Here is an 18,404-nt window from a genome sequence, read left to right on the forward strand (position 1 = left end):
TCTAATGACACTAATCGAGCAGCAGCGCCGGCTCCTCGATGATCGACGCGACGTCCGCCAGGAAGCGGCTCGCGACGTCGCCGTCCACCACGCGGTGGTCGAAGGAGGCGCCGAGCGTCGTCACGAAGCGGCTGCGCACCTCGCCGTCGACGACCCACGGCTTCTGCTTGATCGTGCCGAGCGCGACGATGCCGACCTCGCCCGGGTTGAGGATCGGGGTACCGGTGTCCATGCCGAAGACTCCGATGTTCGTCACCGTGATCGTGCCGTTCTGCTGGTCGGCCGGCGGCGTCTTGCCGTCGCGGGCCGTGAGGGTGAGGGTCTCGAGGGCGCGCGCCAGCTCGAGCAGGCTCATCGCCTGCGCCTCCTTGACGTTCGGGACGATCAGTCCGCGCGGTGTCGCGGCGGCGACGCCGAGGTTCACGTAGTGGCGGACGATGATCTCCTGGTCCGTCCACTCGCTGTTGACCGTGGGGTTGCGGCGGACCGCCCAGATCATCGCCTTCGCCATGATGAGCAGCGGCGAGACCTTGACGCCGGCGAAGTCCGTCGAGTTCTTCAGTCGCTTGACGAACTCCATGGTGCGCGTCGCGTCGACGTCGACGAACAGGGAGACGTGCGGCGCGGTGAAGGCACTGCGGGTCATGGCCGTGGCGATGGCCTTGCGGACACCCTTGACCGGGATGCGCTCCTCGCGCTCGTCGGCCCACTCCGGCGTCTCGATGTTGCGGAACACGCTCGCCTGGCTGGCCTCGCGGATGACGTCGTCGCGGGTGATCTCCCCCGCGAGCCCGGTGCCCTCGATGGCCGTGAGGTCGACCTCGAGGTCCTTCGCGAGCTTCCGGATCGGCGGCTTGGCGATGACCGGCAGCGCGGATGCGGCCGGGATGCTCGACGGTGGCTGGCGGCGCACTGGCGGCTGCGGGGTGACGGCCGGGCTCGCCGGCTCGACGACCGGCGTCGCGCCACGGCCACGGCGACGGCTCGAGGTGCTGCCGGCGCTGCCGTACCCGACGAGCACGGCGCCAGGGCGCGGCTCTTCGGCGGGAGAGACACTCGCCGCGGTGTCGGCGGCCAGCGTGGCCTCCTCCGACTCGACGACCGCCGGTGCGGGCGCGGTCGGCTCGGCCGCCGCTGCCCCACCACCGGTGCTCACGCTGATGATGGGCGTCCCGACGTCGACGGTCTGGCCCTCCTCGACGAGCAGGGCGCCGACGGTGCCGGCGAACGGCGACGGGAGTTCGACGAGCGACTTCGCGGTCTCGATCTCGACCAGCACCTGGTTGACCGAGACGGCGTCGCCCGGCGCGACCTTCCATGCGACGATCTCGGCCTCGGTCAGGCCTTCGCCGACGTCCGGCAGTTCGAACTGGAGATCACTCATCGTGGTTCCTCGTCTTCCTTCGGTGTTCAGTACGCCAGCGAGCGATCGACGGCCTCGAGGATGCGGTCGGCATCCGGGAGGTAGACGCCTTCGAGCTTCGCCGGCGGGAACGGGGTGTCGAACCCGGACACCCGAAGAACGGGTGCCTCGAGCGAGTAGAAGGCGCGCTCGGTGACGGTCGCCGCGATCTCCGAGCCGACGCTCGTGAAGCCGGGCGCCTCCTGCACGTAGACGAGGCGGCCGGTCCGGCGGACGGATTCGACGAGCGGGTCGTAGTCGATGGGCGACAGCGAGCGCATGTCGACGACCTCGACGCTCGTGCCCTCCGTGGCAGCCAGTTCAGCCGCCTGCAGCATGACACTCACGATCGCGCCGTGCCCGGCGAGGGTGACCTCCGTGCCGGTGCGGACGATGCGGCTACCGTGCAGTGGCGCGGCCGAGCCGTCGAGGTCGACCTCGCCCTTCGGCCAATAGCGGCTCTTCGGCTCGAGGAAGACGACCGGGTCGTTCGAGGCGATGGCCTCCTGGATCATCCAGTAGGCGTCGTTCGGGGTCGACGGGCTGACCACGCGCAGGCCGGCGGTGTGGGCGAAGTACGCCTCGGGGCTCTCCTGGTGGTGCTCGACCGCGCCGATGTGTCCGCCGTAGGGGATCCGGATGACGACGGGCATCTGCAGCTTGCCCTCGTGCCGGTTGGTGAGCTTCGCGAGCTGCGTCGTGATCTGGTTGAAGGCCGGGAACACGAAGCCGTCGAACTGGATCTCGCACACCGGACGGTAGCCGCGCATGGCGAGGCCGATCGCGGTGCCGACGATGCCGGACTCCGCCAGCGGGGTGTCGAGCACGCGGTCGCCGCCGAACTCGGCGTGCAAGCCCTCGGTGACGCGGAAGACGCCGCCGAGCGGGCCGATGTCCTCGCCCATCAGCAGGACCTTGTCGTCCTCGGTCATCGCCTTGCGCAGGCCGGCGTTCAACGCCTTCGCCATCGGCATGGTGGTCATCGTCATGCGTTGCCTCCTTCGAGCGAGGCCTCGTAGCGTTCGAGCCAGGCCTGCTGCTCGACCATGAGCGGGTGCGGTTCGGAGTAGACGCCCTCGAACATGAGCTCGGGACCGGGCGCCTCGAGTGCGAGCGTGCGCACGCGGGTGTCCTCGGCGAGCGCAGCGGCCTCCTCGTCGACCTCGGCGAAGAACGCGTCCGAAGCGCCGAGCCCCTGGAGGTACGTCTTGAACCGGACGATCGGGTCGCGGGCGATCCAGGACTGGAGTTCGTCGTCGGTGCGGTACTTCGTCGGGTCGTCGCTCGTGGTGTGGGCGCCGACCCGGTAGGTCATCGCCTCGATGAGGCTCGGGCCGTGGCCAGCGCGGGCGTCGTCGAGGTGCTTCGCCGCCGTCGCGTAGCTCGCGAGGACGTCGTTGCCGTCAATGCGGACGCTGTCGAGGCCGAACCCGGCGGCGCGCTGGTAGAGCGGCTCGCGGGCCTGGCGGGAGACGGGGACGGAGATGGCCCACTGGTTGTTCTGCAGGAAGAACACCTGCGGCGTCTGGTAGCTGGCGGCGTAGATGTACGCCTCGTTCGCGTCACCCTCGGAGCTCGAGCCGTCGCCGAAGTAGACGAGCACGGCCGTGTCGCGGTCGGGGTCGCCGGTGCCGACGGCCTTGTCGAAGTTCAGGCCCATCGCGTAGCCGGTCGCGTGCAGGGTCTGGGCGGCGAGCACGAGGGTGTACAGGTGCATGTTGCCGTTGGACGGATCTGCCGGGTCCCAGCCGCCGTGCGTGTTGCCGCGCATGAGGCGGACGATGTCGATGGGGTCGACACCGCGGATCATCGCGACGACGTGTTCGCGGTAGGAGGGAAGATGTGGTCCTGGGCTCGCGCCGCACGGGCCGAACCGACCTGCGCCGCCTCCTGGCCGTGACTCGGCGGCCACAGCGCCATCTGACCTTGGCGCTGCAGGTTCGTCGCCTCGATGTCGAAGGCACGGACGTTCGCCATGTCGCGGTAGAACTGCTGCAGGTCGGTCTCGGTCAGGCGATCGAGGAACGGCTGATAGCGCTCCGCGTGTTCGTTCGGCGCGAAGGTGCCGGCCGCGTCGATGAACTGGACGCTGGGCACGGTGGGGTCGTCTCCGGAACGGCTCATCGTGAGCGCACTCCCTCTCGTGTCGGGTGGTCGGCCGGCAGTCCGGCGAGGATCTCTGCAGCGGCGGCGAGCAGCGGTTCGATCGACTCGGCTTCACCGATCGAGATGCGGACGCCGTCGCCGGGGAAAGCGCGGCCGACGATGCCGTGCGCGAGGAAGGTCTCGTTCGCCGCGGCCGTGTGCTCGCCGAGGCCGAACCAGACGAAGTTGCCCTGTGCCGCGGGGATGAACCAGCCCTGCTCGCGGAGTGCGGCGGCGAGGTCGTCGCGTCGTGCGGTGATGACCGCGACGCGGGCTCGGATGTCTTCGGCGTTCGCGAGTCCGGCGATGGCCGCCTGCTGCGCCGGCGCGGTGCTGGAGAGCGGGATGGCCGCGTTACGGGCGCCGTTGAGAACGAGCTCGTGGCCGATGGCCCAGCCGACGCGGAGGCCGGCGAGTCCGTAGGCCTTCGAGAAGGTGCGGAGCACGACGAGGTTCGGGTGCTCGTCGAGGAGCGGGATGCCGTTGACGGCGTCATCGTCGGTGACGAACTCGCGGTAGGCCTCGTCGAGGAGGACGAGCACGTCGGACGGCACGGAGCGGAGGAAGGCGAGGAAGGCGGCGCGCTCGACGACCGGGCCCGTGGGGTTGTTCGGCGTGCAGACGATGACGACGCGGGTTCGGTCGGTGACGGCTGCGGCCATCGCCTCGAGGTCGTGGGAGCCGTCGGGCCGGTTCGGGACGCGCACCGACGTCGCTCCGGCGACGGTCACGAGACCCGGGTAGGCCTCGAAGGAGCGCCAGGCGAAGACGACTTCGTCTCCCGGACCGGCGGTCGCGGTGATGAACTGGCTGAGGAGTGCGACCGAGCCCGCCCCGATGTGGATGCGTTCCGGCGTGACGCCGTTGGTTTCGGCGAGCGCCGTGCGCAACGCGAGTGCGGCGCCGTCGGGGTAGCGGTGGGAGTGCGCAGCCGTGTCGGTGATGGCCGAGAGGACGGCGTCGAGCGGCGGGAACGGGACCTCGTTGCTGGAGAGCTTGAAGGCGTCGGGTGCGGCCGGCTTGCCCTGGCGGTAGGGCGGCAGATCTGCGATCTCCGGACGGAGACGGACCGGGCTCCGGCCCGGCTGAGCGGCCGGCTGGGCGGTGGTTGGCAGGTTGTCACTCACTCGACGAGTCTAGGCCGCGAAGGATACCTGCGTCGGAATGCAGTGCGCCGGTCCGAATCGGCCCTTTGCCCGCTGCGGCAAGGGTGGGAGGATTGCCCTCATGGGACGTTTTCTGCTGAACCTGATCGTCAACGGCTTCGCCATCTGGGTCACGACCCTCATCGTCGCCGGTGTGAACGTGACGCCGTACGCGCCCGGCGGCACACTGGAGACGATCCTGACCTTCGCGCTCGTAGCGCTCATCTTCGCGGTCGTGAACACCATCATCGGCTCGGTCATCAAGGTGCTCGCGTTCCCCCTCTACATCCTCACGCTCGGTCTGATCGGGCTCCTCATCAACGGGCTCCTGCTCCTCATCACCGCCGGAATCAGCGGCTGGTTCGGGTTCGGCCTGACCGTCGACGGCTTCTGGTGGGGCGTCCTCGGGGCGATCGTCATCTCGATCGTGAACTGGCTGCTCGGCATCGTCATCCGCCCCAAGGCGAAGGACTGACCCTCGGCTCCACCGCCCGTTCACGGGAGGATCTTGTCGGCCCGGTACTGCCAAACCTCCCCGGTGCCCGTGAGCCCGGCGAGGGGGTCGATCGCTGGCGTCAGCCGCTCCTCCGAGGACTGGTCGATGAGGCGCGCCGTCTCCCGGTAGCGGTCGAGATTGTGAGCCGGAAGGGGATCGTCACCGGCCGGCGGTGGCCCTCCGTCGTACAACGAACGCTGGACGACGGTACCCCCGTTGAGTGAGTCGCGTCGTTCACCGGAGAGTGCGGGGATGACGTCCTCGGTGTGTTCGACATGGGTGCGCGGGAGGTCGTCCGCGAAGTCGACGGATTCGACCGGCGATCCGAAGGTGACGACCGAGGAGTCGTAGGTACCGCTGGCGGCGATGCGGGACGCGATGATGCCGCCCTGGGAGTACCCGACGTGGAGCACGGAGGCGCCGTCCGGGACACCCGCGAGTCGCATGGCTTGGAGGGTCGCTTCGGCGCTCTCCGCCTCCAGACCTGCGACGGCGTTGACATTGCTGCGGTTGTCGAAGGGCTCGGTCGACGTCTCAGGGAACCCGGTCTCGATGGTTCCACCCGACCAGACGATCCACTGGTCGGCGCCGGAAGCGTCCTCGTACCGCTCGATCCTGATCTGCGGCGAGCCTGCTCCTCCGTGCGGCATCCGCTCGACGAGGTCCTCGTACCGGGTCGGAGGTTTCAGGGGCGCCGGAGCGCCCTGGGCCTTCACCTCGACCGTGCGGACCGGCGCCGCGGGAGTGAGGAGGCCGGCACGATCGACTCCGCGCAGTGCGACTGCGGCTGCGAACGCCACCCCGGTGATGCCCTGCTCGCTCAGGCGGTTCGCGTCGAGCATCGCCGGCAGACCGAACGCGCCGATCAGGAACTCGTCGGAGCCCGATACGACTCCGCGCACGAGGGCGACGAACGCGGGTGACGACATCAGCTCACGCGCAGTCTTCACCGAGGCCTCATCGAAGCCGTCCTGCAGGTCCGAGGACAGCAACCCCAACATTCCGCGGAACACCGTCCTGATGAGCGTGACCTCTCCAACGGCGGCGAGGACACCGAGGGGGATCAATGGGGAGGCTCCCAGGACCCACCCCGCGGCGCCCCCGGTGAACGTGAACAACGATTGGACCATCCGCTCGAGCTCTCCGTACTGCTCCGCGCCGACGATCAGATGCCCGCCCAACCGGCTCGCGTCGTCGCTCGCACGCCGCAAGCTGGTGGCGGCCTTCGCAGCCGCCCCGCTTCCCGCCCCGGGATCGGCTTGGGGAACGATCGTCGGGCCGACGGGCACCAGGGACACGTCGTCGGTCGACACCGATTCCACGCGGTCGGCCCAGCTCGCGCAGGCCTCGCCGAGTTCGAGGAGCAGCGCGCCGAGGAGCAGATGATCCTCCGTGGCGACGGCTACGACACCACCGCCTCGGATGGTGAGGTCGTCACTCATGCTCCGCTCCCACGGCGATCAACGATGCCGCCCCACGAGCGCTCCTGAGTCCCTCATCGAGTGCAGAGGCCGCTCCACGAAGCACTGCGGTCAGTTCGTCCGCGGACCAGCCGAACTGCACGGCTGCGGGACCGACCCACTCGAGACCGCTGCGCGCCTGCGCGAACCTCACGATCTCCGGCTCCAGCTCGAGCAGAACCTCCTCGAGACATCGAGCGCGCCCCTCGAGGATCGAGGCAGCCTCCTCTGCCGTCGGCTGCGACGCGAAGCCCATCGCCAACGGGTCGTACTCCAACGCCATGTCCCCTCGCCCTCCGCCCGCCCACCGCCGGCATCACGCTCGACTCTGCCCAACCGGTGGAGCGGTCACGACGGCACACCGTGCTGATGTGGAGGAAGCTGACCGGAGTGGAGCTGTGGAGCGGAGTCAGCTGAGAACGGTTCGACGGCTCGGGCGCGGTCGGCCAGAATAGACGCATGAACACCCTCGGGGAGGCCGACCCCGGCACGACCCCGTTCCGCGTGTGCTTCGTCTGCGCGGGCAACATCTGTCGATCCCCGATGGCCGAGAGCGTCTTCACCGACCTCGTCGCGGCCGCCGGGCTGGAGCGGGTCGTGGAGGTCTCCTCCGCCGGCACCGGCGACTGGCACGTCGGCGAGCACGCCGACCACCGCACGGTCACCGCACTGCGAGCGCACGGCCACGACGCCACCGCCCACCGGGCCAAGCAGTTCGACCCGGACCGCTTCGACAGCTACGACCTCGTCGTCGCCCTCGACCGCAGTCACGAACGCATCCTGCGGGCCTGGGCGGGCAACGACGCCGACCGTTCCAAAGTGCACCTGCTCCTGAGCTTCGACAGCACCTCCGGGACCCGCGACGTGCCCGACCCCTATTACTCGGACGCCCAGATGTTCGAGACCGTCCTCGGCATGATCGACCATGCCTGCAGATCCCTCTTCCACCAGCTCGAACCAGCACTGACCCAGGGAGCCACCCCATGACCGAATTCCCCGCACAGCCGCTCAGCCCGCTCGACGGTCGCTACCGCCCCGCCGTGACGGCGCTCGGAGAGTACCTCTCGGAGGCCGGCCTGAACCGCGCCCGCGTGCAGGTCGAGGTCGAGTGGCTCGTCTACCTCACCGAGCACTCGATGTTCGGCTCCTCCCCACTCACCCCGGCGGAGATCGAGCAGCTCCGCGCGCTCTACCTCGACTTCGGCCAGGCCGACATCGACTGGCTGGCCGAGAAGGAGGCCGTCACGCGTCACGATGTGAAGGCCGTCGAATACCTCGTGCGCCACCGCCTGTCCGAGCTCGGGCTCGACCGCATCGCCGAACTCACCCACATCGCCTGCACGAGCGAGGACATCAACAACCTCTCCTACGCGCTCACCGTGTCCCAGGCCGTCCGCGCCATCTGGCTGCCGAAGCTGAGACTCGTCCTCGACTCTTTGCGCACCAAGGCCGTCGACTTCCGGGCCGTCCCGATGCTCGCCCGCACCCACGGCCAGCCGGCGACGCCCACCACGATGGGCCGCGAGCTCGCCGTCACCGTCTACCGACTCGAGCGCATCGCCCTGCAGATCGAGGCGAACGAGTACCTCGGCAAGTTCTCCGGCGCGACCGGCACCTTCGCCGCCCATGTCGTCGCCGATCCCGACGCGGACTGGCCCGCCATCTCGCGCGAGTTCGTCGAGGGGCTCGGCCTCGACTGGAACCCGCTGACGACGCAGATCGAGTCGCACGACTGGCAGGCCGAGCTCTACGGCAAGATCTCCCACGCCAACCGCGTGTTGCACAACCTCGCGACGGACATGTGGACGTACATCTCCATCGGCTACTTCCGACAGATCCCGGTCGCGGGCGCCACCGGCTCGTCGACCATGCCCCACAAGGTCAACCCGATCCGCTTCGAGAACGCCGAAGCCAACCTGGAGCTGTCGAGCGCGATCCTCGACTCCCTCGCCGCCACCCTCGTCACCTCGCGACTCCAGCGCGACCTCACCGACTCGAGCGCCCAGCGCAACATCGGTGTCGGGTTCGGCCACTCGCTGCTCGCCCTCGACAACATCCTCGGCGGCCTCGGCCAGATCGACCTCGCGGAGGACGTGCTCGCCGCGGACCTCGACCACAACTGGGAGGTGCTCGCGGAGGCGATCCAGACGGTCATCCGCGCCGAGGTGACCGCCGGTCGCTCGAGCATCGAGGACCCCTACGCGCTCCTCAAGGAGCTCACGCGCGGCAAGCGTCTCGGCCAGGCGGAGCTCGTCGAGTTCGTCTCCAAGCTCGACATCGGCGACGCCGCGAAGCAGCGCCTGCTCGAGCTCACCCCGGCGACCTACCTCGGGCTCTCCGACGACCTGGTGGACTACCTGCCGTAGCCGGTCAGTGCTCGTTCGCCCAGGAATGGGCGAACGAGCACTGGGTCGCCCAAGAATGGGCGAATGAAGCCGGAGGTCAGTGGCCGGAGGGGCGCGGCGGACGCTTGTCGTCGCCGTCCTGCTCGTCGAGGTCGAGCTTCTCCTGGAAGTCGGGCTTCACGGCGAGCGCCAGCATCGCGAGGACGACGAGCGAGGCGATGAACGCGATGCCAAGGCCGATGAGCGCGAGGACGATCTCACGAGTCGACATGAGGACGACGACGCCGGTGAAGACCCCCATGACGCCCGAGAGCACGAGGAGCTCGATCGGCCGCAGGACGTCATCGCGGTTGGGCTTGCTCATGATGCGGCTCCAGCCGTGCCGGTGGTGTCGTCGGTGGCTGCGCCGGTGACCGGGCGCTTGCCCGCCCACCGCAGCGACAGTCCGCCGATGACGAGGTAGACGCCGATGATCGCGGCGTATGCCCCGACGAGGCCGACGACGACGATGTCCGCACGGAGGACACCCTCGACACCTCCCGGGGCGGCGAATCGCTGCTCGAGTCCGGGCGGGACGAGGAGCGTCGCGATGGCGAGCAGCACCGTGAAGGCACCGACCGCGGTCCAGTCCTTCGCCGCGGCGAGGCGTCCGCGCCAGCGGATCCCGCTGTACAGCTCGAGGAATCCGGTGAGGGCCGCCCACAGGGTGACGACATAGAGGAAGATGCTCAGCCCGCCGCCACTCACGAGCAGCGAGAAGACGCCGGTCACGACGCCGATGACGCCCTGGCCGAGGAAGAAGGCGCGCGTCACGGTGTCGGAGAAGTTCGGGAAGGCGAAGGCGCCGACGATCGCGCCGGACAGCAGCGTGAAGACCCCGAAGACCACGAGGCCGAACTGCGAGGAGTGGCCCTGCGTGAAGGTGACGACCCCCGCCGTGGCGAGCGCGATCACCGCACGCAGGATCGGGACCATCCAGTACCGATCGTGCTTGGCGCCGTCGAACGGAATGCTGGGCACGGTGAACGTCTCATCTCTTGCAGGAAGTCCCCTCCAGCTTACGCGGTCCTGCGGGCGACGCGGACCGGGGTCAGGGTGCCCTGGGTGGGACCGACAGGCCCGCGGCGAGTTCCGCGAAGACGGACTCGGCATCGGCCCGATCCCGGGTCAGCAGTGACGCCTGCCCAGCCCAGAAGCCCTGGAGGTCCGCGACGTGCCGCTCGGAGGCGACGGTGCGGAACCGCCCGGTCAGCCAGTTCTGGACCGGGAACGGGGCGACGACCCCCGACGCCTCGATCTCGCGCAGCACCCGGTTCGGGACACCCCGGCCGAGCCTGCCGCTCATCGCGCGCGTGAGGACGGTGCCGTCGGCGGGCGTCGAGACGATGGCCGCCCGATGCTCGGCCGTCGCCGCGGAGACGTTCGTGCGGAGGAAGGCGGTCCCGACCTGCACGCCGGCGGCGCCGAGCGCCCGTGCGGCGGCGACACCACGTCGGTCGGCGATACCGCCGGCGGCGATCACCGGGACGTCCAGGGCGTCGACGAGCTGCGGAATCAGGGCGACCAGACCGACGAGGGAGTCCTCGGCCGCTCGCAGGAACGAGACGCGGTGGCCGCCGGCCTCCATGCCCGTGCCGACGACGACGTCGACGCCGCCCTCCTGCAGGGCGAGCCCCTCGGCCACCGTGGTCGCCGTCCCGACCACGACGATGCCCCGCTCGTGCGCCGCGTCGACCACCGGTCGCGGTGGAACCCCGAAGACGAAGCTGACCACAGCGGGCTGCGCTTCCAGGACGGCCTCGATCTGCTCGTCGAACGACGGCACGTAGCGGGCCGGTCGAACGGGCAGCTCGAGGGACAGCTCGTCGAACACGGGTTGGAGCACCTCGACCGCGGCTGCGAAGGACGCCTCGGAGTCGTCGGGCGACAGCTCGTCGCCACGCGGCAGCCACAGGTTCAGGGCGAAGGACGCCGTGGTCCGCTCGCGGAGCGCCGTGACCGTCCGCTCGATGCGGTCGGCGTCGTAACCGTACAGACCGAAGGAACCGAGGCCGCCCAGCTCACTCACCGTCGCGGTGAGCTCGACGGAGGACAGACCTCCGAAGGGGCCGAGCACGATCGGGACGTCGACAGGAAGGGCACGCACGCCACCAGTATGTCCCGCCCCTCTTGCGGGCGAAACCGGATCGAAACATGATGGACATCAAACAGCTCACTTTGAGCTGTTTACTGAGTGCATCGACGCACGACCACAGAGGAGCTCCACCGCAATGACCCTGACCATCGCCGGACTGCAGCACCACGGCGTCCCCGGAGACGTCGAGGCGAACCTCGCGCTCGTCGCCGACGCCGCCAGACAGGCATCGGATCGCGGCGCGGATCTGCTCGTCACCCCCGAGATGTTCGTCACCGGCTACAACCTCGGCGACCGCCTCGCCCCGCTCGCCACCCCGGAGCTGGTCGACCGGGTCGCCGCCATCGCCGGCGAGACCGGGATCGCGATCCTCGCCGGCCTCCCCGAACCACTCCCCGGCGGAGCCGTCGCGAACGCCCTCGTCCTCGTCGGTCCTGACGGGACCGAGCTGCTCCGGTACCGCAAGACGCACCTGTTCGGCGAGCTCGACCGCGAGCTGTTCGTGGCCGGCGACACCCTCGCACCGACCGTCGACCTGGGCGGTGTCCGCGTCGCCGTCCTCATCTGTTACGACGTCGAGTTCCCCGAGACCGTCCGCGCGGCGGCCCTCGACGGCGCCGACGTCGTGATCGTCCCCACCGCGCAGATGGAGCCCTACGCGCACATCGCCGAGCGGCTCATCCCGGTGCGCGCGTGGGAGAACCAGGTCCACCTCGTCTACGTCAACCGCGTCGGTTCCGAAGGAGACCTCACCTACGTCGGTCGCAGCAGCATCGTCGGCCCGGACGGCGTGGTCCTCGACGCGCTCGACGCGGACGCCGTCGGTCTCATGATCGCCACGATCGATCCCGAGGCCACGAGGCGCGCCAGGCAGGAGAACCCCTACCTCGCCGACCGACGCGCCGAGCTGTATTGAAGGACTCCGTCCTTCCTCCCCTCCCCTCCGAGTCCCCCGACTCCCCTGGAAAGTGACCTCATGACCGTGAACCCCATCGCCGAGCCGCGTCAGCGCCTCGACGGCCAGCTCGGTACCGGCTCCATCGTCTTCATGGTGATCGCCGCCGCCGCACCACTCACCGTGATCGGCGGCAACGTCCCCATCGCGATCGGCACCGGGAACGGCGCCGGAGCCCCGATCGGCTTCGCCCTCGCCGCCGTCATCCTCCTCGTCTTCTCCGTCGGCTTCGTCACCATGACGCCGTTCGTCCGCGAGGCCGGCGCGTTCTTCTCCTACGTGACGGCCGGACTCGGCTCGCGTCTCGGCCTCGGTTCCGCGTTCACCGCACTCGTGGCCTACACGGCGATCCAAGTGGGCGTGTACGGCTACATGGGGTGGGCGCTCGACGACCTCGTCACGTACTTCGGCGGCCCGAGCCTGCCCTGGTGGCTGTACTCCTTCGCGACGATGACGATCGTCGCGGTGCTCGGCTACCGGCACATCGATCTGAGCGCGAAGGTGCTGGGTATCGCGTTGACGCTCGAGATCCTCGTGGTCGTCGTGCTCGACGTCGTCATCTTCGCGACGGGCGGCGCGGATGGCATCGCGGTCGAGACCTTCGACCCCGCCAACATCTTCACCGGTGGGATCGGCGTCGCCGTGCTCTTCGCCCTCACCGGCTTCATCGGCTTCGAGGCGACCGCGGTCTTCCGGGACGAGGCGCGCAACCCGGAACGCACCATCCCGCGGGCCACCTACCTGGCCGTCGTCATCATCGGCGTGTTCTACGCCATCTCCTGCTGGGCGCTCGTGACGGGCGTCGGCGCAGGGAACGCCGTCGCGGTCGCCCAGCAGACGCTCGCCGGCGAGGGCAACCTCCTGCTCGACACGACGACGACCTACCTCGGCCCGATCATGCGCGACGTCGTCCAGGTGCTGCTCATCACGAGCCTGTTCGCGTGCGTGCTGTCCTTCCACAACGTCATCGCGCGCTACCAGTTCACGCTGGCGCAGAAGTCGGTGCTGCCCGCCCGCCTCGGCCGGCGTCACCCCGCACACCACTCCCCGTCGACCTCCTCGATCGTGCAGACGGTGACGGCGGCCATCGTCCTCGCCGCGCTCGCCCTCGCCGGCCTCGACCCCCTCGTCGGAGTCTTCGGATCCATGGCCGGGGTGGCGACCGTCGGGATGGTGCTGCTGATGCTGACGACCTCGATCGCCGTCCTCGTGTTCTTCGCGCGTCGACCCGAGCTGGTCGCCGGCCGCACGTGGGGTGCGCGGGTGTTCCCGATCCTCGCGGTGGTCGGACTCGCGTTCGCGCTGTGGCTCGTGCTGTCGAACTTCACGCTCGTCACGGGCGGAAGCGTCACCGTGAGTGTCGTGCTCGCCCTCATCCCCGTGGTCGCCATGCTGATCGGTATCGTGTTGGGGAAGCGGTTCCCCCTGGACACCGAGCCGGACGGCGCGGTGAGCGAGGCGGCCGCCGACCAACCGACCGCCGGCTGAACCAGGGTCGCGGAGTCGATCAGCGACGGGACGAGGGTGCCATGGATTTGGGTTCGCCCTCACTCGGAGCGATCCGCCGCACGACCGCCGTCGACACCGTCCGCGCGCGCATCTCGCTTGCGCTGGAGCTCGGGATGCTGGTGCCCGGCCAGCGGCTCCCGGCACCCGAGGAAGCGGCTCGAGCGTTCGGGGTCAGTGAGATGTCGGTGCGGCGCGCGTATCGGGCGTTGAGCGACGAGGGCGTCGTCGTCCGGCGGCAGGGCAACACGGGTGGCACGTTCATCGCGGACGCACCCGCGGTGGGCACCGTGCCCGAGATCGCCGCCTACCGCGAGGACGCCGTCCACGTGCACGCGCTCATCGACCAGCGAGCGACGCTCGAAGCCGGGCTGGCGGCGCGCGCGGCGGCCGAACCGGAGGCGTCCTCCCTGCGTCGACTCGACGACCTCGTGGCGACCATGCGGACCGAGCCGGACTGGAGCCGGTTCCGCGAGGCCGATGCGGCGTTCCATGCCGAGCTAGCGGTGTCGGCAGGCGTGCCGGGCGCGGCCGATCTCCACGACCGTGTGTCCCGCGAGCTGTACTCCTACTTCATCCCCTACCGGATCGAGTACCTGCGAGCCTCGAACGAGGAGCATGCCCAGCTCGTCGCCGCGCTCCGTGACGGCGATGCGGCAGCCGCGAGTCGCCTCGCCTTCGACCACGTCGCGGAGCTCCACCGCTCGATGTACGTCGGCCTCGCGGGCCCCGCCGACGGCGCGCAATCCGCTCCCTGAAGCGCCTGGGGACGACCGAAAACGCGCCCTCGGCGAGGCGTCACGGCTGGGGCCGGAAATCCGACATGCGCCGTACTAAGGCATAGTGGGGACGGGTTCACCCCCGCCGCGAAGGAGTGAGAGCATGATCGACAAGGCCTCGATACAGGACTTCCCGCCGATGACGGCATCGCTGCTGGCGGACAATTCCGGCGTGTTCCGCGTCGGCACCGCCGAGCAGTACCTGACCGCCACCGACGCGGGAACGGCCCGCCGCCAGCTCGTCGAACTGATGCAGGCGGAGGCCCGGAAGTCGGGTCGACCGATCCGCGTGACGGTCGACGACCCCACGAGCGTCACCGTGCTCCTCATCGGTGTCGACGGCGAACTGCAGGAGGAACCGCAGTCCGCAGCGCCCGCGCGCACCGCGCAACGGGCCACACCGCCACCCGCTCCCGTATCCGCGCAACGGGTGCCGCTCATCCAGGCGCCACCGCCCGCGCCCTCCCAGCCGGCACCCGCACGCCCGGCCGCTGCTCAGCCGCAGACACCGCTCCGAGCCGCCCCCGCCCAGCCGTCGACACCTGCGCAGCCCACGCCGCCGGTCTCCGCCAACCCGCAGGCGATCGCGGCACCACAGCCCGTCCCGCCGCAGCGCCCGACCGTGCAGCAGCCCGCGTTCGGCACACCGCCGTTCCAGCCGGTCTCGAACCAGCCGAACGCGCAGCAGCCGGTGCCGGCGCAGCGGGCGGTCCCGGCCCAGCAGTCGGTGCAGGCACCGCCGGCCGCGCCCGCGCAGCAGCAGCAACCCCCGGTCCCACAGCAGCAGCAGGCTCCGGGCCAGCCGACCGCCCCCGCTCGAAGAGACCTGCGCGATGCGCCCTCGTTCCTCGCGCCGCCCACGATCGGCCCGGCGCAGCACGGGCTCGCCGGCCTGCTCAACAAGCTCGGCTTCTCGGTGCCGCCGTCCGCGAGCGAGCGCGCCGAGCGTGACGACGTCCACGCCGTGTCACGCCACTTCCCGAGGCGTCGCACCATCTCCGTCGCGAACCAGAAGGGCGGCGCCAACAAGACGCCGACCGTCGTCAACCTGTCGTCCGTCTTCGCCCGGTACGGCGGCGGCGGCGTCGCGGCGTGGGACAACAACGAGACGATGGGCACGCTCGGTTGGCGGACCGAGCAGGGCGGGCACGACTCGACCGTCCTCGACCTCCTCGCCGCGGCGAGCGATCTCCTCTCCCCCGGCGCCGAGCGAGCCGACCTGTCGCGGTTCGTCCACCACCAGCCGGGCGACAAGTACGAGGTGCTGCGATCCGCGGCCGACGGCGAGCACGTGGTGACCGCCGACGAGGTCGACCTCGTCCATCGCGTCCTCGCGAAGTACTACCGCCTGATCGTCATGGACTCGGGCAACTCGGCCGGCGCCCCCAACTGGCGCCGCATGGTGGAGCTGACCGACCAGCTCGTCATCCCGACCACGACGGTCGAGGACAAGAAGGAGGGCGCGCGACTCACCCTCACCGCGGTGAGCCGGGTGAGCGAGCGCGGTGCGGAACTCGCGCGCAACGCCGTGGTCATCGTCTCCGAGGCCGAGGCCAAGGACACGTCGATCGCCAACGCGTACGCCGAGGACTTCCGTCCCTACGTGCGCGACGTGGTCGTCGTGCCCTTCGATCCCGCGTTGAAGAACGGCGTCATCCGTCACGACGCCCTGCGGTCGAGCACGCAGCGGGCGTGGCTCGCAGCGGCTGCCGCGGTGTCGCGCGGACTCTGACCGGGCCATGACGCAGGGAGGATCGGAGACCGGGATCACGCGGGCGGCCGCCCTCGGCGACTACCTCAGGGCTCGTCGAGGACTGGTCCGACCGGAGGACGCGGGGTTCGTCCCGGAGGACGGGCGGCGGGTCGCCGGGCTTCGACGCACCGAGGTGGCCGCGTTCCCCTCCTGATGAGTGTGCGGTCAGAGCTGCAGGGAACGAGCGATGCGACGTCCATAGTCGCTGATCGCTCGCGCGATCGGGAGCCGCTCGGCCTCGTATTGCGCGAGTGCCGCATCGACACCGAACCCCAGGTCCAGGCCCGCGGCGAGCGCGAGTGCATCGCCGGCCGCTTTGGCGGCTCCCCTGGCGGTGTGCGGGCGGACCACGGCTGCAGCGTCTCCGAGGAGCGCGATGTGACCGCTCGTCATGCGCGGCGGCACGTAGTCGTAGATCGCCTGCATGAACGGCCGTGGCTCGGCTGCCACCGCTGCGGCGAACGGCGGTGGGAGGAGCCGCTCCGCTTGGGCGAGGAGTCGTTCGCGGAGCTCGCTCGGCAGGTCGCCGGGCGCGGTCGAGGAGCTCCCGGCCGGCCGGTGCGTCAGCCGCATGAGGTCGGCGAGTTCGAGCTCGGACATGCTGCGGTACCAGACCCAGCTGTAGCGGCGCGCACCGGGCTCGGTCTCCCCCTCCGCGCCGGGGACGAGATACCCGAGCATGTGCACCTCGGGACCGGTGTAGAAGGCGAATCGCCCGAGCAAGGTGTGTGCGGCGGCGGCTGGGAGCTCGGCTTCGGGGATGAGGCCGCGCCAGGTGATGTACCCGGCGTACCGGTTACGGTCGTCTTCGGGGGCGACGGCATGCCTGGTGACGGAACGGAGTCCGTCGGCGCCGACGACGAGGTCGAACTCGTGCAGCTCCCCCGTAGCCGTCTCGACGATGGCACCCTCGTCGCGGTCGTGCACGGTGGCGACTGCCTGTCCGAGCCGGTACCCCTCGGGCGGGACGAGGCTGCGGAAGACCGAGTAGGTGTGGTCCCAGGAGACTTGGATCTGCGGTGCGGGGTCGCTCGTCAGGACCCGGCCGTCTCGAGCGAGCGTGATGCGATCGGTGGCGACCACGCCGACGCTGGCCTCGGCGTCACGGCCCACCGCGTGCAGCAAGTCGTAGAGCTCCTGCTGGGCGACGAGCCCCGCGCCGCGGCGTTCGAGCCCGGTCCTGGACCGCTCGAAGACCGTCACGCGATGTCCGCGACGCGTGAGGAGGGAAGCCGCGAACAGGCCACCGAGGGAGCCGCCCACGATCCCGATCGACAGACGCTCTCCAGCAGGTATCGCTCGCACCGCGCCCCCTTCCGATGGTCTGCTCCCACCGTAGGTCGGGCGGGTCACGCCTCGTTGCAACGTCCGTCGGAAGTCCGGCGTCGGGCCTTGAGCGCCGCTCGCCGCTGGGAGGCCCCGCGTCACCGACGCGCCCGCTGCACGATGGCATCGAGGGCGTCGAGATAGGACTCGAAGGCGACCCGGCCCTCCGCGGTGAGGGCGATGCGGCGGCCGCGGCGGTCCGTGTCGCTCTTCCCGACCTCGACCACCCCGGCGTCGGCGAGCGCCGAGAGGTGCTTCGAGAGTGCCGACTTGCTGACGCCGGTGATGCGCAGGAGCGAGGCGAAGTCGGTGTACTCGGCGGGCGCCAGTGCGGACAGCAGGGCGAGGCGGGCAGGCTCGTGGAAGAGCGGGTTCAGCGCCTGGCGGCCGACCGCGGCGTCCTCGGCTCCGTCGTCCTCAGGCATCGCGCGACCCCGACCGTCCACCGAGCGGCGTGGAGCCGTTCGCGAGGCGCACCAGTGCGGGCAGACAGGCGGCGAACACGACGACGTCTGCGACGACCGCGGACACCGTGTTCGGTACGGCGACACCTTCGGAGCGGGCGATCCACTGGGTCACCACGTAGACCACGGCGACCGCCACGCCGCTCGCGGTGAGCAGCAGCACGCCGGTCCGGTCCGACCAGTCGAGGCGGAGCTTCACCGGGCGCGCGAGGGACAGGGCGACGAACCCGATGGCGACGAGTCCGAGCAGCCAGACCATGTCGAGGTCGACGACGACCCCGAGCGCGATGATGAGTACCGCGGTGAGGATGGCGGTGGTGAGCGCTCCCTGGCGGGCGGAGCGGCGCGAGGCGTCTCGTGCCTGGTTCAAGCGGTCCTGTGCATCTTCATGATCCATGATCGACCTCCAGTCGTTGCGTCTGAAGAAACTATCACAGTGTTTCCCCAAAGGAAACAACCGACGTCGAGCTCACTGCTCTCGAGGTCGCGGTGGC

The 18,404-nt window shown here is 70.1% G+C and carries 19 protein-coding genes and 1 pseudogene; 8 read left to right on the forward strand and 12 right to left on the reverse strand.

The window, feature by feature from the left end; genetic code table 11:
• Positions 1-10: 10 nt before the first annotated feature.
• From FGL15_RS07810 to FGL15_RS07825, 4 genes and pseudogenes are all read right to left on the reverse strand, one after another.
• Positions 11-1,384 carry a dihydrolipoamide acetyltransferase family protein gene (locus FGL15_RS07810; RefSeq protein ID WP_138945613.1) on the reverse strand — a complete coding sequence of 458 codons (1,374 nt, stop codon included), beginning with the start codon at positions 1,382-1,384 and terminating at the stop codon, positions 11-13.
• A gap of 26 nt (positions 1,385-1,410) precedes the next feature.
• Positions 1,411-2,391: an alpha-ketoacid dehydrogenase subunit beta gene (locus tag FGL15_RS07815; protein WP_370282136.1), complete on the reverse strand. Its 981-nt coding sequence runs from the start codon at positions 2,389-2,391 to the stop codon at positions 1,411-1,413.
• Positions 2,388-3,526: pseudogene (locus tag FGL15_RS07820) on the reverse strand (thiamine pyrophosphate-dependent enzyme). Before FGL15_RS07820 ends, FGL15_RS07815 begins: the two are co-directional and overlap by 4 nt.
• The gene (locus FGL15_RS07825; RefSeq protein WP_240773854.1) at positions 3,523-4,674 is read right to left on the reverse strand and encodes a histidinol-phosphate transaminase; all 1,152 of its coding nucleotides are present in this window, start codon (positions 4,672-4,674) and stop codon (positions 3,523-3,525) included. The pseudogene FGL15_RS07820 and the gene FGL15_RS07825 overlap by 4 nt, the downstream one beginning before the upstream one ends.
• A 100-nt stretch (positions 4,675-4,774) precedes the next feature.
• Here FGL15_RS07825 and FGL15_RS07830 point away from each other — a divergent pair, with 100 nt between their 5' ends.
• Positions 4,775-5,167, forward strand: coding sequence for a phage holin family protein (locus FGL15_RS07830; RefSeq protein ID WP_085511684.1), 393 nt, complete (start codon positions 4,775-4,777; stop codon positions 5,165-5,167).
• Positions 5,168-5,187: 20 nt separating this feature from the next.
• Here the strand turns inward: FGL15_RS07830 and FGL15_RS07835 are convergent, their stop codons facing one another.
• Positions 5,188-6,630 (reverse strand): hypothetical protein, encoded by a 1,443-nt coding sequence (locus FGL15_RS07835; RefSeq protein WP_138945614.1) that lies wholly within the window; start codon positions 6,628-6,630, stop codon positions 5,188-5,190.
• On the reverse strand, positions 6,623-6,931 hold the full coding sequence (locus tag FGL15_RS07840) for a hypothetical protein (protein ID WP_138945615.1): 309 nt from the start codon (positions 6,929-6,931) through the stop codon (positions 6,623-6,625). Before FGL15_RS07840 ends, FGL15_RS07835 begins: the two co-directional genes overlap by 8 nt.
• A 176-nt stretch (positions 6,932-7,107) precedes the next feature.
• On the opposite strand from FGL15_RS07840, the gene FGL15_RS07845 reads away from it, so the two are divergent.
• Together FGL15_RS07845 and purB are read left to right on the forward strand one after the other, a co-directional pair.
• On the forward strand, positions 7,108-7,635 hold the full coding sequence (locus tag FGL15_RS07845; RefSeq protein WP_079704175.1) for a low molecular weight protein-tyrosine-phosphatase: 528 nt from the start codon (positions 7,108-7,110) through the stop codon (positions 7,633-7,635).
• Positions 7,632-9,014 (forward strand): adenylosuccinate lyase, encoded by a 1,383-nt coding sequence (purB, locus tag FGL15_RS07850; RefSeq protein ID WP_064296029.1) that lies wholly within the window; start codon positions 7,632-7,634, stop codon positions 9,012-9,014. The genes FGL15_RS07845 and purB overlap by 4 nt, the downstream gene beginning before the upstream one ends.
• Before the next feature lie 76 nt (positions 9,015-9,090).
• Here purB and FGL15_RS07855 read toward each other — a convergent pair whose 3' ends face one another.
• The 3 genes from FGL15_RS07855 to FGL15_RS07865 form a co-directional block, all read right to left on the reverse strand.
• Positions 9,091-9,357: a hypothetical protein gene (locus tag FGL15_RS07855; RefSeq protein WP_064296028.1), complete on the reverse strand. Its 267-nt coding sequence runs from the start codon at positions 9,355-9,357 to the stop codon at positions 9,091-9,093.
• A complete protein-coding gene (locus tag FGL15_RS07860) occupies positions 9,354-10,013 on the reverse strand; it encodes a hypothetical protein (protein ID WP_192003894.1) in 660 nt (219 codons plus the stop codon). The genes FGL15_RS07855 and FGL15_RS07860 overlap by 4 nt, the downstream gene beginning before the upstream one ends.
• Before the next feature lie 70 nt (positions 10,014-10,083).
• On the reverse strand, positions 10,084-11,139 hold the full coding sequence (locus FGL15_RS07865) for a nitronate monooxygenase family protein (RefSeq protein ID WP_138945616.1): 1,056 nt from the start codon (positions 11,137-11,139) through the stop codon (positions 10,084-10,086).
• 124 nt (positions 11,140-11,263) lie between these two features.
• Here FGL15_RS07865 and FGL15_RS07870 point away from each other — a divergent pair, with 124 nt between their 5' ends.
• From FGL15_RS07870 to FGL15_RS20270, 5 genes are all read left to right on the forward strand, one after another.
• The gene (locus FGL15_RS07870; RefSeq protein ID WP_205858702.1) at positions 11,264-12,043 is read left to right on the forward strand and encodes a carbon-nitrogen hydrolase family protein; all 780 of its coding nucleotides are present in this window, start codon (positions 11,264-11,266) and stop codon (positions 12,041-12,043) included.
• A 60-nt stretch (positions 12,044-12,103) separates the two neighbouring features.
• A complete protein-coding gene (locus FGL15_RS07875; protein WP_138945617.1) occupies positions 12,104-13,570 on the forward strand; it encodes an APC family permease in 1,467 nt (488 codons plus the stop codon).
• A 41-nt stretch (positions 13,571-13,611) separates the two neighbouring features.
• A complete protein-coding gene (locus FGL15_RS07880; RefSeq protein WP_138945618.1) occupies positions 13,612-14,346 on the forward strand; it encodes a FadR/GntR family transcriptional regulator in 735 nt (244 codons plus the stop codon).
• A gap of 124 nt (positions 14,347-14,470) precedes the next feature.
• Complete coding sequence (locus FGL15_RS07885) at positions 14,471-16,099, forward strand: chromosome partitioning protein ParA (protein WP_138945619.1); 1,629 nt, start codon at positions 14,471-14,473, stop codon at positions 16,097-16,099.
• Between the two features lie 7 nt (positions 16,100-16,106).
• Complete coding sequence (locus tag FGL15_RS20270) at positions 16,107-16,274, forward strand: hypothetical protein (protein ID WP_168223254.1); 168 nt, start codon at positions 16,107-16,109, stop codon at positions 16,272-16,274.
• A gap of 11 nt (positions 16,275-16,285) precedes the next feature.
• Here FGL15_RS20270 and FGL15_RS07890 read toward each other — a convergent pair whose 3' ends face one another.
• The 3 genes from FGL15_RS07890 to FGL15_RS07900 are packed head-to-tail and all read right to left on the reverse strand — an operon-like array spanning position 16,286 to position 18,307.
• Positions 16,286-17,548 carry an FAD-dependent monooxygenase gene (locus FGL15_RS07890; RefSeq protein WP_370282137.1) on the reverse strand — a complete coding sequence of 421 codons (1,263 nt, stop codon included), beginning with the start codon at positions 17,546-17,548 and terminating at the stop codon, positions 16,286-16,288.
• Positions 17,545-17,871 (reverse strand): transcriptional regulator, encoded by a 327-nt coding sequence (locus FGL15_RS07895; RefSeq protein ID WP_138945620.1) that lies wholly within the window; start codon positions 17,869-17,871, stop codon positions 17,545-17,547. The genes FGL15_RS07890 and FGL15_RS07895 overlap by 4 nt, the downstream gene beginning before the upstream one ends.
• Positions 17,864-18,307: a hypothetical protein gene (locus FGL15_RS07900; protein ID WP_138945621.1), complete on the reverse strand. Its 444-nt coding sequence runs from the start codon at positions 18,305-18,307 to the stop codon at positions 17,864-17,866. Before FGL15_RS07900 ends, FGL15_RS07895 begins: the two co-directional genes overlap by 8 nt.
• Positions 18,308-18,404: the final 97 nt, after the last annotated feature.

It is taken from the genome of Plantibacter sp. M259 (genome assembly GCF_006065115.1).
Taxonomy (GTDB): domain Bacteria; phylum Actinomycetota; class Actinomycetes; order Actinomycetales; family Microbacteriaceae; genus Plantibacter; species Plantibacter auratus.